The organism is Hahella sp. NBU794 (genome assembly GCF_050749805.1).
GTDB lineage: Bacteria > Pseudomonadota > Gammaproteobacteria > Pseudomonadales > Oleiphilaceae > Hahella.
In genome coordinates this window covers 849044-863076 of the sequence record NZ_CP192738.1, presented here as the reverse complement: position 1 = coordinate 863076, position 14033 = coordinate 849044, and the positions used below count along the sequence as shown (strand labels likewise).

The following is a 14033-nucleotide window of genomic DNA, read 5'->3' as shown; positions in this document are numbered from 1 at the left end:
ATATTGCTCTCACTATTTATCAAATAGGTATATGGCCTTCGCCTGTTAGTTAGACAAATTACTATTAAAGGCTGACAGTGAAAGCCGGATCAAAATCCAGATTGCGTTCGCCGGGATAACCGCGTGGATTGCATACGACTCGTGTGGTTCCGATCTGGTAATCATTGCTGTTGTGCAAATGCCCATGAATCCACAGATTCGGCTGCAGGGACTCGATCACTGGCTCCAGATTAGAAGCATACGCAGAGCTGATGATGTCGTTTTTCCTGTGCAGCGGCAGTGACTGACTACTGGGCGCATGGTGGGTAACTACGACGCGCCGGCTGGTTGGATGCGTTTCGTCGCAATGGGCGAAGGCGCCTTTTAGCCAGTGCAGCGAGCGAGAATGAATCACCGCCAGATCCAGTGAGCGCACTTTGGAGTAGCCGGGTTCTCTGCGAATTTTACGAAAGTCGCTCATCACCTGTTGGCATTCAAAACCCGCCACGCGAGGATCGCAGAGCAACTCGAAGTCCGTCCACAACGTGCATCCGAAAAAGACGACATCGCCCAGCGCCACGGACTCATTCTCCAGCACATGAACATGCGTTCCCTGCGTCATCTCTCGTAACTTTCGCGCCAGCTTCGGGTAGATATGCCGGTAGTACTCATGATTTCCCAGCACGTAAATGATCGGCTTCGCTGGACTCTGCTCCAGCGCCCAACGCACGCCTTTGTCGCCGACATGAATGTCCCCGGCCAGGACCAGCGCATCCACATCGTCGATATCGACAGCGAAGTCCTCAAATTCCAAATGGAGGTCGCTTAATACTCTAATTTTCATACTACTGCTTACTGGCTCACTCTCCGCCTGTCATCTTCACAAGGAGGGAGCCTGAGTTTCCTTTTGTCTAACTGTTATCCTCCTGAGCCTTAAGGCATGCGTCTATACAGCCTTATCTCCAGAGGCTTGCCGCCATCCTGGCGCGTCCCTGCGCCAGATTATCAACATGTCCATATCAACGAGCTGTTAACGACTCATGCGTTCCAAGGACCGTTAAGGTCGGGGCTGGCCGCTGCAATCGAACGGAAATTCGGTATCAGCACACTGTCTTTACCCACGATGGAACGCACCGCCATCAAGCCAGCCTGACTCAGCGCCCGCACCGCCGAATCAGTGATGTTAATCTCCGCGCAAGGCGTCACCACGGATTCGCCATCTTCGCTGTAAACGTGCAAAGGCAGGCGGTCCACCTGCTGCTTTTTACCCGGAACAAAATTCCAGCCGAAATCCGTATAGTGTTGCGCCAGCAGCATTACCGCCAACCAGGCGCCGTTGCCCCACAGGTAGAAAGCATGTCGATTACGTTCCGGCAGCTCTTCAAAATCAAAGCGCTCCGTACGGGAGGTGCGTTTGCCATAGGGCATGCGCAGCAATACCCGCGGCGCCACCATCGCCAGACTGCCTGCGCAAACCTGCTCCCTCACGGTTTTCCAGTGTTCAGAGAATTCCGCATCGACGGCGTTGCTCCAGTCATCCGGGTCAGGGGTCGCAGCCAAATCGCCGCATCCCGCCAGCGTCGCTGCGCCGCCGGTCAATGCCGCGGCTCCGATCACATGGGCGGAACCCGCCAGTGTGGAAAGAAAGTTCAGCGACTCCGTCTCCGGTCCGAAGGCATAGTCAGCAAGGATCATACTGAATGGCGTGGCGCCGCTGGCGCTGCGCTTTTCCACCAGCAATTTGTACAGTCCGGTTTCGTCGATAGATTCCGCGGCGTTGGCGTCGGCTATCAGCTCTTGACGCGTCGCATCGACGATGAAAACGCGCAGGTTTGCGTCCGTCTCCAGCCTGCGCACCAACAAATACAGCCCGCGCCAGCTCGCTTCCAAGGCATGAAAAGCGCTGTGATGCATGATTTTGCGCATCAGGTCGCTGGCGGCCTGGTCCACGGCCTCCAGCATTTCCTGCTGGCGAGGGTCCGGTCCCTGGCTCACATAGGGCGCAAAGATTTCCTGCACCAGCGTGCGCACGTCAAAAGCGTTACTGGAGCGTTGAACGCCAGATGTGCTGTCCAACAGGCTTTCCAACAGAGACCCGCTGTCGCTGGAGCCGCCCACATTAGACGGCTTAGCCTCCGTCACAGACGTTTCCGCTTTTGGAGCGGAACCACTCCAGCCGCGGATTTCATCCGCCGCCGCCTGGAAAGTATCGTTACTCTTGAGACGACGCTTCAGGCTTTTGAACTTCTCAAACAGTGCGGTGCGGTCATAGATGTAATCCGGATGCATATCATCCAGCTCGCGAAAACGTATGACGTCATCGATGACAGGAATATCCAGCTCCACCTTCAACTGCTCGAAAACGTCGTCATAATTATCCCGGTCCACCTCAATCAGTTTGCGTTTCGCCAGCGTCTCCGGTTCATGCGCGCCACGATGTCCACGGCCGCTGAAATCCCCCAACACCACGATGTGACAGGGTTGATTGGCTGGCGTCGCTTTCTTGTCGCCGGCATCTTTGGTTTTAAACTGAATTTCGCCCGTGCTGATGGTTGTTCTGGACATATGAGCTTCCCTTGAGGTTGTCGCGCCTCACATTGGAGGAGAGTGTAGACGCCATATTTTATGCAAAGCAGCCGCGCCAAGCGGCCGCTGTCATACAAATTGAATCGGTCGAGAATACAGCGTCGTGAAAAAGAGTAAAAGCGTTGAAACAGGAGACTCTCCGGCGCCGGAGAAATGAAGCCGTCCATGGCTTGGTGTGAAAGTGGCGAATGCCTTCCTTTACGGCTTAGAAGCCCTGGGAGCTAGGGTGTCTGCAGTGGCGTCGAGTCGTCTGATGACGCGTGCGAGCGGTTCAGTAAACGCAGTGCGATCAACATACCAAGGCCGCCAAGATGCCACCAAAGCGACAGCGGCCAGAGCAACAACAGCGCAGCAGCGCAAACCAGCAATCGCATGACTGGATTCAACGCCTGTCCCAGCCAGCCCACAAACACGGCGGCGAAGGCGTACAGACCAAACGCGGAGAACACGAAGATCTGCAGCGCCTCGCCCCAGTCGCCGCTCAAAAACGGCGTGTAGGCGAACAGGAACGGAACGATATACAAGGCTTTCGCCAGGCTCCACGCGGACAGCCCGGCTGACATCGGCGAGGTCTTAGCGATGGCCGCAGCAGTAAAGGCGGTCAAGCAGACTGGCGGCGTAACGTTACTGTCCTGAGACAACCAGAAGATAATCATGTGCGCGGACAACAGCGCCAGAGTAATCATTTCCGGCGCAATCGCCACATCCAGCAGCGTCGGCAGGATATCCCGGCTGATGCCCCCCACCAGCGCGGCGGCTTGATCGTAAGGAATCGGCTGACTGAGATCCACATCCGTCACGCCCGCCATAAACTGCAGCGTCACACGCGCAGTCTCCGGCAATTGTCCGGCTACCAGCAAATCCACCAACTGGTTTTGCAGAATCAGTTGCTGCAACGCCGGCGCAGCGATCGTCGCCACCATGATGTACGCCGCCGTCACCGGCAACCCCATGCCCAACACCAGTGAAGCCAGGGCGATCAGCACGATGGCGATCCACAATTGCCCCCCCGCCCATTGCACGATCATGAACGAGAAAGTATTGCCAATGCCGGTCGTGGCCACCACGTTGACAATCAGTCCCACGCAGATCAGTAACAGCGCAGTCATCACCATATTCTTGGCGCCCAACGCCAGCGCGTCGCAGATCGCCGACGGCCCCATGCGGTTAGGCGTCAGCCAGGAAGAGCCAATCACCGCCAGGATCGCAAAACCCGCCGCGTAGGTGGGACTCAATCCCCATATGAGCAGCCCGATTAAAAGGACAATCGGAACCAGAAAGGAGTAACCGCCCCGCTTCATCAACACTGACAACGGTTCCGGGTTATCGTCCCCGATAGGTTTCAGCCCTTCTTTCTTAGCCTGGAGCCGCACAAAAGCCGCGATTGTCAGGAAGTACAGCAACGCTGGCAGAAACGACACGACCACGATGTCCGTGTAAGGAATCTGGGTGTAGTTGGCCATGACAAAGGCTCCAGCGCCCATGATCGGCGGCATGAGTTGCCCTCCGGTAGAGGCGGCGGCTTCAACGCCAGCGGAAAAGCGCGGCGAATACCCCGCCTTTTTCATCAAAGGAATGGTGATGACGCCGGTTGAGGCGGTATTGGCCACCGCTGAGCCGGAAATGGTGCCCGTGAGACCGGAAGCGATAACTGCGATGAGACCGGGGCCGCCGTGCATCTTGCCTGCGGAGCGTTTGGCCAGATCGATAATGAAATCTCCAGCGCCCGAGCGCACCAGAAAAGCGCCGAACAGAATGAACATCATCACGAAGCTGGAGGAAATGGTCGCAATGCTTCCAAACATGCCGTCATCGCCGAAAAGACTGCGAAACATGATGGTTTCCAAACTCAGACCACTGAAACGGAACACACCGGGAAGGTACTGTCCCCACCATGCGACGTAGCCCAACGCGATAATAATCAGCGTGGGTATCAGCCAGCCCGCCATGCGCCGGGTCAACTCCAGCGAAGACAGCACCACCACACAGCCGGCCAGCCAGTCCGCCCAGCTTAAATGAAGACCGCGCTCATAAATAATGTCCTCGCTGAAAAACAGCCAAAGCGTCGCCGCCGTTGCGGCCGCGGCCAAGGCATAGTTGAACGCTTTCAACGTTTTGCTGGCGTCTTTGGAGACATACCAGCCCACGCATAGCCAGGCGAATCCAATGAAATGAATGACGTTAGGCCAAAAACCGCTGATCCAGCCGGTCATATTGATAACGAGATGGATCAGGGATACTACGACAGCCACATAAAAAAACATGCGGCTGTCACGGAGCTGACTCCACTCCGTCGCAGACTGACTCATTACAAATCTCCAAAGTAAGCGGGGGACGCGGCCCCCGTTGTGACTCAGTGATGGAGGCTGTTACTTCATCAGCCGGTCAGGAATATTCAGTCCTTGTTCTTTGTAGTAGCGAATTGCGCCAGGGTGCAATGGAATCGGCAGACCGGCGATCGCCTTTTCCAGCGCCATGTCGCTGGTGGCCTTGTGGATGCTGTTCAGGAAAGGCAGGTTTTCATAAATCGCCTTGGTCAGGAGATAGACGGTTTCCTCGTCGATGTCGTCGCGCACCGCCAGGAAGTTAGGCTGGGCGATAGTAACGATATCTTTGTTCACGCCTGGATATACGCCAGCTTTCACCGTGAAAGGCGTCCACAGATCAAAGCCATTGTCCGCCCGCTGGATTTGCTCCGGCGTGAAAGACAGCAGGGTGATATCGGAGCGTTGCGCGAAGGCGTTAATCACAGCCCCCACTGGAACGCCGGCCGGCGTCCCCATGCCCACGACTTTGCCGTCTTGCAGCGCCTGGCTGCTGGGACCGTAGCCGGCGTACAAGAGATCAAAGTCTTTATCCAGATCCAGACCGAAGTTGGCGAGGATGGTGCGGTTGGACTCAATAGTGCCGGAGTTCTTGGAGCCCAGAGCCAGACGTTCGCCCTTGGCGTTGACCAGATCGCTGATGGTGCCGGTTTTGACGTATTTGTTGTCCAATACGAAATGCTCGACGTTCTGCCACAACATGGTGATGGAGCGGATGTTGCGTTGCTTGCCTTCATTGGCGAATACACCAGAGCCTTCCCACGCATATTTGCCGAAAAGCCCCTGCAGGATGGAGAACTGCGCTTCGTTATCCCGCATCAATTTGATGTTTTCCGCAGACCCTGCGGAACTGATGGCGGATATGCCGATTTTATGCGTCGGCTGCAGCTTTACTTTCGTCAACGTGGCGATTGCGACGCCAACGGGATAGTAAGTACCTCCTGTGCTGGCGGTCGCCATGATGTAATTCTTCTCTTCCTCGGCGCGCAGGCCGGAAGAGAACACAGAAAAGGACAGAACGGAAAGGGTGAGAGAGATTAGTCGGATATACCGATTCATACTGAATTACCTCAAAGTTTTATTTTTTTAAGTCACAGGCGTTCAAATGCTTCGCAAAGGTCATGCCGCTTACCACCTTCACACAACTTACTGATTTATAAAGAAGCCAACTAAAATACAAAAAGCGCCATAAGCTAATTTTGGCTTATCGCTAAAACTTTATAGGCAAAATTTTGCTTATCGACCAATGAATGTGGCTTTATGCTTGAAAACCGTGACGACACCATCAATGCAAGCAAGCCGTAATAAAACGTTGAATGAGGAGACCTTTCCTATGTCGAACCAACGCATCCTGGCGCTCACACTCTGCCTTTTCGCATTGCCGGCCCTGGCCGCGGAAGCGCCCATGCTGAAAAACGATCCCAAGCGCCCTGTCGCTGATATCAGCCGGGAGTTAGGGGTAACGCCGGACCAATTCGTCACTTGCTTCAACGACGTCCATCCGGTTCCACAAGGTCAAACGCCCACAAAAGCCAGAGAACGCATGAATAAATCCGTGCTCTTACCCTGTCTGCAACAAGCCAACCCAGAGATCACCAACGACAGACTTGATCAGGTGATGGATAAATACAGACCGAAAAACTAGCGGGACCCAGCGTCATCATTCAATGCGCTCAACCGGAGTCGCAAAGCAGAAATTAAAGGGAGATGAACATGCATAGAGCCACCCAGCTGCTTCTACTCGTCGGCGGCGCACTGCTTATCCAGGCCTGCTCGACAAAGCAGGCTTACTACGCCGTACGGGAAAACCAAAGACAACAGTGCGAAAAATATATTGAACAATCACAGTACGAGGCCTGCATGAGACAGGCGAATGAAAGTTACGACGATTACGAAAGGCGCCGAAAAGAGCTGGCGAAACAGAAGCCGTAAGCGTCTTTTGAATTTGCACATTCTTTCCTTATTTCAGCCGACGGCCTTCCTCGTGGGTGAGCGCTTTCAGAGTTATCAACATCTATCAATAACTCTGAGCGGCGACGCTATCATCAACAAGAAGGCTAACACCATGGCAAATGAATACATCTATATCCCTGTAAACAGTGATGAAATGAGCGAGTTCGCGGAGAGATTCGCGAAAGCGAAGGGGATTCCAGTCAATCAGATACTGGCCAACAAGTGCGTTTCAGGCAAAGGCAAAGCGATGTATCGCTGGATTGACAAGTGTCTCAGTAAACTCACCAAGGACGACACGCTCTATGTCGTCACCCACGGCACTGGTGCCGCTGACGCCCTGACCATCGGCTCGGAGCGCAGCATGGGGAAAAACAAACAGAAAAGAGTCAACGTTAACGGTAACGACACCTGGGAAGGCGGCGAGTGGAAAAGTTATACGCCGGATCAGCTCACCTCCACGCTGACCAAAGAAGGGCTGCCCAGCACCTTTGTCAACCTGCACGTTTGCGCCTGCGGCGGCGGTTACGAAGGGAAAATGGCGCCCTGGGCCAGCCGCTTGAAAGACGCGATGAAGCAGAGCTTTCCCAAGGTTAAGGTGACCGGCTATCAAGGCGCTTTCTCCGTTAGTCCCACCCGCGTCGCCATCATCGATAAAGGCGCGCTATATCCCATGAACGAGCGCGCCGTCACGTTCTAAGCGACTTTATCGCCACGCAATCCATCCCATTCAATTTATGGCGTGGATTGCGCCGCACGCTTAGTTGCACACCGGCTTGACCGCACCGATAATGCCGGCCTTGTATCTTCACATCAGGACACATCGCCAGTGCGCATATCCCGGCCATTACAAATGACGCTTGCAGTGACGCTCCTTTTGTCAGCCATTCCATGGGAATTCTGCATGGGCGGAACCGCTTACGGTCTTCCTTTCCCGTTGGGATTTCCATCCCATGAGGACATTGACTGGTATCTTATCCCCATTGGCGAGATTGAAAAGATCACACAACGCTGGTCAGTCCTCTTTCTCTGGTGGGCAACCTCCTTGCCGCTCTCGCGCTAGTTAAAACGGGATCAGCCTTGTTCAGATATATCAAATCGTTAAAAAATCGACTCGCTAAGCCTGACTAGATCGGTTCTGTTATACAGATCGTTATCTGACGCTCACAATGTTGGCGTCCGTCCGTCGCTAGACTACACTGAGCGCCTTCTTCACTCCCCAAAGACAATCAGGGAAGACAGCTCCACGCAATACGCAGTGGCCATGATGAACGATTGAGATTTGATAACTTATGCCGCCAAAGAGGCACAGCAAGATAGCCGGAGCAGGCGTTATTCTCGCCGCGCTAGGCGTACTTCTACTGGGAGTCACCCAATATTATTGGTCTATCAACGATCAGTACGTGACTTTCTTCGCACAATTCTACGCCCATATATTGTCGGCATTCTCTATCGCTCCCCCTGTCGCGGAGCCTGCTTTTATCACTGGCGGCTTTTCGCTTACCGAAGAGTTAGCCGTGCAGATCAATCACGGCATAGCATTTTCATGCGCCCTCGCCGCCATATTCTTTGCGCTCCTGGCGAGACGGAGAAAGGAAAGCCCGGTTTATGGAGGGGCAGCCCTTGTTTTTGGAGTAAGCGTGTTTATTTTGTTTAACCTGAAGGTTGGACTGTTAGTGGTCACGGCTTGTTTCTTGGTTATGTTTATTAGGAAAAAGCGTGAAACTAGGAGCCCAGTTCTCAGAAAGGACTGATCTGAATCAGCGTCTCCACACTCTGATAATCATTTCAACGCGCATTGGTCTGATAGCCGTTTCTAATAGCCATCAACCTCAACAGAACATAGATAACGAGGCGCCCCTGTAAGTAGCGCCATGTTGAGAACAAGCGCACAGTTCCCCCCTACACTGCAACCCACTTCGGTCATTATCTAGACAGAATATTGCCTTCCTGGTTCTGATACTTATAATGCTGACAACTTGGCACGGATGCGTTGGCATGCAGGACTCTATGAGTTAGCCCTCATACTTCTCCCTTCTCGCTCCACTACCATCTTTGACAGCACGTTCCGTGTTCGCTAAGTCTTTTATTTTTATAGCATTGTAGTACCAGGATGCATATATGAAGTACCTTCTAGCCATAGCGGCAGGATATTATTATTGGCATAACAATCAGGCCTCTACGCAGCCTCCTTCAGCAAGCTTGATGAGAACCCCGTAACTAAGAACTACTTGACTTCATGTCCGCACAAAAAGAAGGACTTTGTCTAGAAGTCAACAACATGGATGAGCACTCACCAAATTACGCAAGCTGTATGAAGCGGGCAAAGAGCTTTAAAAGTATGTGTAGAAGCCGCGTCGGAAAGGATATGCCGGACATGATTGGCAGCAAGGATGAATTTCACGAGAATGGAATGAGAATGATGGACTGCATAGTCCCTCCTAAGTAGTGGCGGGATATATTTTTATTCTCCCTCATTCCAGAAAATTTGAGAAAAAACCAGTATCATCTAAACCACATGAGTCGCAGTAAACACTATGGAAACTATCGCAGCAATCATTTTCATTATTGGCTACATAATGTCGTTAATAAAAGGGTTTCAAGTATCATTCGTATGTTTTTTGCTAAACTTCTTTTTCCCGCCTATAGCGCAAGGCATATTCGCTATTTATGAATCTGAAATGAGAACCCCTCTTTACTTAATGTTAGGCAGTATTGTGCTTGGCGTAGTAAGCGGGGGAGTTGAATTTACTTATACAAGTTCTTAGTCATATAGCTATATAGAGCAAATATAACCAGTGAGTAATATGAACCCAAAGGCTACTATTGAAAGGTACTGGGAACTCATGCAAACCAATGACTTCCACAAGGCCAGCGAGATGTTGTCGGAGGATTATGTCTGCCATTGGCCGCAGTCTGGTGAAGTCATTCGAGGGCGTGAGAATTTTGTTCTGATCAACGCCAATTATCCCGCACAGGGCGAGTGGCGTTTTACGCTTAATCACATCCTGTGCGAAGGCGAGCAGGTGGTGACGGATGTGTCTGTCACGGATGGTGTGATTAAAGGACGCGCCCTCACCTTCAGTACGGTCAGGGACGGTTTGATCATCAAACAGGTTGAGTACTGGCCAGATGACTTTGCGCCGCAGGAGTGGCGTAAAGAGTGGGTGGAGGAGAGTTAATAATGCCAGTGCATGTTTGGAAAAACCATCGTATTGAAGTTACGTCAAAGTCAGAACCAAAACACCTATGGCTTAGCCTGACCATAGAAGTTTATGTCGATGGCGAACTAAAGGGTAAATCGCCAGATAGACTTGAGGGCTTATCTGAAACTATACCCTTTTCATTTCGATCGGACGATGTGGAGTATAAGGGATTACTCACTTCACTAGTTCCTGCGTCAGCTTTACTGACGCGATATAGCATATCAATTGATGGCGTTGAAATAGAGAAAGGACGTGTTCGAGCCAAGAACTGGCTCGACTGTTATGTATTTATTGGCTCCGTTTCCCTATTGATTTTATCTATCCCGAAGCTTCTCTTTCTGCTGAAGCAGCTTTTCGCCTGAAATGAATTTCACCCCAAAAAATCCTCCCGCCGCAATCCATAACGCTGCATCTTCTGATTCAGTGTGCGGCGGGGCAGGTCCAGTTCTTCCATCACCTGATTGATATTGCCTTTCTTGGCGGTCAGTTCCGCGCTGATAACCGCTTTTTCATATTCCGCGACACGGGACGCCAGGGACTGATCTGACGGGCTGGACATGTCCAGTTTTTCACCGGAGAGCACTTCCCGGATGGATTCGTCGCTGAACTGGCTGCGTAAAAGATAGCGCTCTGCAAGATTCTTGAGTTCCCGCACGTTGCCCGGCCAGTTATGACCTTCAAGGGCGATCCAGTCATCGCCGCGCAGCTCGGGCGCTTCTTTATCGTGTTTCTGCGCCGCCAGCTTGAGGAAGTGCGCGAACAGCAGCGCAATGTCTTCGCGTCGCTCCCGTAACGGAGGAATGCGCAACTCCGCCACCATCAAGCGGTAATAAAGATCACTGCGGAAGCGACCTTCATCCCCGGCTTTTTTCAGGTCCTCTTTTGTCGCCGCCACCACACGCACATCCAGCGCTACCGCCTGATGCGAGCCAAGCCTGACCACTTCCCGCTCCTGCAAGGCGCGCAGCACCTTCACCTGAAAATGCAGCGGCATGCTTTCCACTTCATCCAGAAACAGCGTGCCCTTGTTGGCGTATTCAAACTTACCCGCCTGGGCTTTCTGCGCGCCGGTGAAGGCGCCGGCGGCATGCCCAAACAGTTCACTTTCAAACAGATTTTCCGGAATCGCCGCCACGTTCAGGGCGACAAAAGGATGTTTCGCGCGCTTACCGAAGTCATGTAAGCATCGAGCCACCAGCTCTTTGCCTACGCCGGTTTCACCATGGATCAACACGTCCACATCCAACTGCGCCAATTCATGCACATGTCGACGCAGTCGTTTGATGCCCGGCGAGTCCCCGATAAGAATCGATTCCAGCCCCTGCTGCGACTCTAACGCCTTGCGTAGGCGCTGATTTTCCAATAGCAAAGAACGCTGCCGGCAGGCGCGCTTGATCGCGTCCACCAGATGCGTGGGCTGAAACGGCTTCTCAATAAAGTCATAGGCGCCCTGTTTCATCGCCTCCACCGCCATGGCGATGTCGCCATGGCCCGTGATCAGCAGCACAGGAATATTTTTCGGCATCTTCTGCAACAGCGCCATGCCGTCCAATCCGGGCATCTTGACGTCTGACACCACCACGCCGACGAAGTGCTCATCAATGGTCTGCAAGGCCGCTTCAGCGGACGCCCACCCCTTGGCTTCCAGACCCGCCAGCGCCAGCCACTCTTCCAAGGCCTCCCTGACGGAGCTGTCGTCGTCGATGATATAAACCAATTTAGTCATGTTGTTTTACTGCCGGTAAGCTAAGGGTGAATTCGCTGCCTTCACCCGGTGTACTGGTAACGGTTATCTCCCCATGCATGTCCTGCAGCAGGTTATAACTGATCGCCAATCCCAGGCCCAACCCCTCACTTCCTGTCTTGGTGGTGAAGAACGGATCGAACAGGTGTCGCATGCGCTCTTCGTCCATCCCTTCGCCATTGTCGCGAACGGATATCATGATCTTATCGCCGCGGAGCTCCGCCATAACAAAAATATCAGGCTGTACCGCGGACTTCACCGCCGCAATGGCGTTATCAAGCAAGTTGATCATCACTTGCTCCAGCATATGCTGATCTGCAATGACCTGAAGTCCTTCAGGAATCTGAGTACGAATGACAGACCGCTGCTGGCTGAGCTTATGCTCCAGCACCTCCCCCACATAACGCATGACCGCCTGCAAAGCAGTTGGCCGTATGTCGACGGAGCGAATGCCGGCAAACGACTTGAGCTGTGAGGAAATTCTGGCGATGCGTTGCACCAGCGCATCCATTTTATCCAAGGTAGCGGCGCTTTTGTCTTTTTGTTCCTGCGCCAGATACAGACGTCCCATGGCGACATAACTGACCAGCGCCGTCAGCGGCTGGTTCAACTCATGGGCGATGGCGGCGGACATGCGCCCCATCGCCGCGAGTTTGCGCTCCTGCATCAATGCTTCCTGCGTCGCCCGCAGCGCCTGGGTGCGCTCCTCCACTCTCGCCTCAAGCTCTTCATTGGCTTGCAGCAAAGACGCCTGCGCCGCTTTCAATTCACTGACGTCGTGAACCGTCAGCAAATACTCCCGATCGGGCCCAGTGCGAATAAGGCTGACGCAATACAGGATGGGGAATGAAGCGCCATCTGAACGGTAGCCTTCCGCTTCCCTGACCTCTCCGTCGGGCGCGTTGATCCAAGGCGACAGCAAGCGCGTCGGGTCCAGGGATACGCCTTGTTCCTGCGCCGCCACGCCGAAAAGCTCCGCCGCTTTCTGGTTTACCTCGCGTATTTCAAAGCGTTCGTTGAGGGTCATCAACCCTGCGTCCGTGTTCTGGATGATGGCGCGTTGATGAGCGTCGCTCTCTTCGATCACTTTCAAGAGCCGGAGTTCCGTACGGCGTTTCTGGCGCGCTTCGCGGTAATACAAGGCGAGCACGATCAGCAGCAACACGGCGCCGCCGCACGCAGTGGCGATCAGAGCAGCCATGGTGTTCACATCGGCTACCGGCAACGCCCGGTGCATCCGCCAGGGCTGACCGACGACCTGACGCGAATACAGCAGCAACCGGGCGCCCTCCACTTCCACAATCGGCGCGTCAGACCAGGCGTCCGTTTGCGTCGGCAATGGCTTCGATTCCGCAGAGCCGTATTGTTTGGTGACCTTGAGTTCCGCCGTCACCCTCTGCTCTAACGGCCTCAATGCGCGATACAGCGCCGCCGGATCAGACGCCAGGAAGATAATGTCGTTGGGTCCGCTCAGGAATATCCGGTTGCCGGTCGCGGCCCAACTCGCCTGTTGCGGCGTCAGGTCCAGTTTGACGACCGTGACGCCGAGGATGCGTCCTGTGTTATCGCGTATCGGCGCGGAAATAAACAATCCCGCCTTGCCGGTGGTGACGCCAACCGCATAGTAAAACCCGGTGCGTCCCGCTACGGCGTCCGCGTAATAAGGTCGAAACGCATAGGAGTGACCGACAAAGCTGGTGACGTCGCGATAGTTACTGGAAGCCAGGGTCAGCCCCTCTGCGTTCATGATGAATATCTCATCAGAGCCCGCCGCTTGATTGAAGCGATTCAGCAGTTCGGAAATGTCGTCGTCACGCTCATTGCGGCGCAGCATCCGCTGAAAACGCGGGTCCGCAGTCAGGATAGCGGGAAAATAGACATATTTATCAATCGCCGTCAGCAAAGCGCTTTCAAACGCCTGCAACAGTTGCTCCGACTCAACGCCGTTATGCTTGATAAGCAGGTTGCGGGAGAGGAAAAAACTCAAAGACACCGTCGCCAGCAGCAAAAAAGCCAGCGCGATCTGGCGCGCCTTGCGATGGGACGGACGGGACGAATCAGCCGGGAGCATGGTCAACTACACTTGTTTTTATTGGCGTTCATCTTAACGACATTCCGTACCTGTGGGAATCAAGGTCTCAACCTTACCATCCTGTCAGGTTTGCCAAAAAATGCGCCAAATCAACCAGGGCTCCGTTCCCGCCGCCTACACTCGAAAAACTCTTTTTTGACTCGCCGATTGTA

The 14033-nt window shown here is 53.6% G+C and carries 12 protein-coding genes; 6 read left to right on the top strand and 6 right to left on the bottom strand.

Going from position 1 to position 14033, the window contains the following annotated elements; genetic code table 11:
- Positions 1-64 precede the first annotated feature (64 nt).
- The 4 genes from ACQYWX_RS03890 to ACQYWX_RS03875 all read right to left on the bottom strand — a co-directional run bounded on the left by ACQYWX_RS03890 (position 65) and on the right by ACQYWX_RS03875 (position 5948).
- Entirely contained in the window at positions 65-823 is a 759-nt protein-coding gene (locus ACQYWX_RS03890; protein WP_431687951.1) for a metallophosphoesterase, read from the bottom strand.
- A gap of 194 nt (positions 824-1017) precedes the next feature.
- Positions 1018-2544, bottom strand: coding sequence for a type VI secretion system contractile sheath domain-containing protein (locus ACQYWX_RS03885; protein WP_431687950.1), 1527 nt, complete (start codon positions 2542-2544; stop codon positions 1018-1020).
- 242 nt (positions 2545-2786) lie between these two features.
- Entirely contained in the window at positions 2787-4874 is a 2088-nt protein-coding gene (locus ACQYWX_RS03880) for a TRAP transporter permease (protein ID WP_431687949.1), read from the bottom strand.
- Positions 4875-4934: 60 nt separating this feature from the next.
- Positions 4935-5948 (bottom strand): TAXI family TRAP transporter solute-binding subunit, encoded by a 1014-nt coding sequence (locus ACQYWX_RS03875; RefSeq protein ID WP_431687948.1) that lies wholly within the window; start codon positions 5946-5948, stop codon positions 4935-4937.
- Positions 5949-6222: 274 nt separating this feature from the next.
- On the opposite strand from ACQYWX_RS03875, the gene ACQYWX_RS03870 reads away from it, so the two are divergent.
- The 6 genes from ACQYWX_RS03870 to ACQYWX_RS03845 all read left to right on the top strand — a co-directional run bounded on the left by ACQYWX_RS03870 (position 6223) and on the right by ACQYWX_RS03845 (position 10407).
- Positions 6223-6534, top strand: coding sequence for a hypothetical protein (locus ACQYWX_RS03870; RefSeq protein WP_431687947.1), 312 nt, complete (start codon positions 6223-6225; stop codon positions 6532-6534).
- A 68-nt stretch (positions 6535-6602) separates the two neighbouring features.
- Positions 6603-6821, top strand: a complete 219-nt coding sequence (locus ACQYWX_RS03865; RefSeq protein WP_216736456.1) for a hypothetical protein — start codon at positions 6603-6605, stop codon at positions 6819-6821.
- Between the two features lie 133 nt (positions 6822-6954).
- A complete protein-coding gene (locus ACQYWX_RS03860) occupies positions 6955-7539 on the top strand; it encodes a hypothetical protein (RefSeq protein ID WP_431687946.1) in 585 nt (194 codons plus the stop codon).
- A gap of 592 nt (positions 7540-8131) precedes the next feature.
- Positions 8132-8593, top strand: a complete 462-nt coding sequence (locus ACQYWX_RS03855) for a hypothetical protein (RefSeq protein WP_431687945.1) — start codon at positions 8132-8134, stop codon at positions 8591-8593.
- A gap of 1092 nt (positions 8594-9685) precedes the next feature.
- On the top strand, positions 9686-10021 hold the full coding sequence (locus ACQYWX_RS03850) for a nuclear transport factor 2 family protein (RefSeq protein WP_431687944.1): 336 nt from the start codon (positions 9686-9688) through the stop codon (positions 10019-10021).
- 2 nt (positions 10022-10023) lie between these two features.
- Positions 10024-10407, top strand: a complete 384-nt coding sequence (locus ACQYWX_RS03845; RefSeq protein WP_431687943.1) for a hypothetical protein — start codon at positions 10024-10026, stop codon at positions 10405-10407.
- An 8-nt stretch (positions 10408-10415) separates the two neighbouring features.
- Here the strand turns inward: ACQYWX_RS03845 and ACQYWX_RS03840 are convergent, their stop codons facing one another.
- Both ACQYWX_RS03840 and ACQYWX_RS03835 read right to left on the bottom strand, forming a co-directional pair.
- Entirely contained in the window at positions 10416-11771 is a 1356-nt protein-coding gene (locus ACQYWX_RS03840) for a sigma-54-dependent transcriptional regulator (RefSeq protein WP_431687942.1), read from the bottom strand.
- Positions 11764-13860, bottom strand: a complete 2097-nt coding sequence (locus tag ACQYWX_RS03835; protein ID WP_431687941.1) for an ATP-binding protein — start codon at positions 13858-13860, stop codon at positions 11764-11766. Before ACQYWX_RS03835 ends, ACQYWX_RS03840 begins: the two co-directional genes overlap by 8 nt.
- Between the last annotated feature and the right edge of the window lie 173 nt (positions 13861-14033).

Coding starts and splice junctions, on each gene's coding strand:
- ACQYWX_RS03890 (WP_431687951.1), bottom strand. CDS start 823: ATGAAAATTAGAGTATTAAGCGACCTCCATTTGGAATTTGAGGACTTC.
- ACQYWX_RS03885 (WP_431687950.1), bottom strand. CDS start 2,544: ATGTCCAGAACAACCATCAGCACGGGCGAAATTCAGTTTAAAACCAAA.
- ACQYWX_RS03880 (WP_431687949.1), bottom strand. CDS start 4,874: ATGAGTCAGTCTGCGACGGAGTGGAGTCAGCTCCGTGACAGCCGCATG.
- ACQYWX_RS03875 (WP_431687948.1), bottom strand. CDS start 5,948: ATGAATCGGTATATCCGACTAATCTCTCTCACCCTTTCCGTTCTGTCC.
- ACQYWX_RS03870 (WP_431687947.1), top strand. CDS start 6,223: ATGTCGAACCAACGCATCCTGGCGCTCACACTCTGCCTTTTCGCATTG.
- ACQYWX_RS03865 (WP_216736456.1), top strand. CDS start 6,603: ATGCATAGAGCCACCCAGCTGCTTCTACTCGTCGGCGGCGCACTGCTT.
- ACQYWX_RS03860 (WP_431687946.1), top strand. CDS start 6,955: ATGGCAAATGAATACATCTATATCCCTGTAAACAGTGATGAAATGAGC.
- ACQYWX_RS03855 (WP_431687945.1), top strand. CDS start 8,132: ATGCCGCCAAAGAGGCACAGCAAGATAGCCGGAGCAGGCGTTATTCTC.
- ACQYWX_RS03850 (WP_431687944.1), top strand. CDS start 9,686: ATGCAAACCAATGACTTCCACAAGGCCAGCGAGATGTTGTCGGAGGAT.
- ACQYWX_RS03845 (WP_431687943.1), top strand. CDS start 10,024: ATGCCAGTGCATGTTTGGAAAAACCATCGTATTGAAGTTACGTCAAAG.
- ACQYWX_RS03840 (WP_431687942.1), bottom strand. CDS start 11,771: ATGACTAAATTGGTTTATATCATCGACGACGACAGCTCCGTCAGGGAG.
- ACQYWX_RS03835 (WP_431687941.1), bottom strand. CDS start 13,860: ATGCTCCCGGCTGATTCGTCCCGTCCGTCCCATCGCAAGGCGCGCCAG.